1 protein-coding gene is annotated in these 349 nt (G+C 55.0%); it reads left to right on the top strand.

Annotated elements, in window-relative coordinates; translation table 11 throughout:
- Positions 1–349, top strand: a 349-nt coding sequence (locus GTN70_09395; protein ID NIO17197.1) for a dimethylsulfide dehydrogenase, incomplete at both ends; no start/stop codon positions are given.

The following is a 349-nucleotide window of genomic DNA, read 5'->3' as shown; positions in this document are numbered from 1 at the left end:
GACTATATGCTCGAACCCTCGGGGCTGACCTGGGACGAATTTAAGGAGCTGGGATATCTCAAGGGCGAGATGGAGTATCGGAAATATGTGGAGAAGGGGTTTTCTACCCCCACAGGCAAAGTGGAGCTTTACTCCACCATCCTGGAAAAATGGGGACGTGACCCCCTTCCCCGTTACCGGGAAGTTCCGGAAAGCCCTGTTTCCCGACCTGACCTCCTTGACCGTTACCCTTATATCCTCAATGCGGGGCTGCGGATTCCCACCTATTTCCATTCGGCCAACCGCAATCTCCCCTGGCTGAGGGAAATCAGGCCGGATCCCATTGTAGAGATCCACCCTGAGACAGCCA

The organism is Deltaproteobacteria bacterium, from assembly GCA_011773515.1.
GTDB lineage: Bacteria > Desulfobacterota > Deferrimicrobia > J040 > J040 > WVXK01.
The sequence above is the reverse complement of the archived record's forward strand: the minus strand, read 5'-3'. Positions and strand labels throughout refer to the sequence as shown.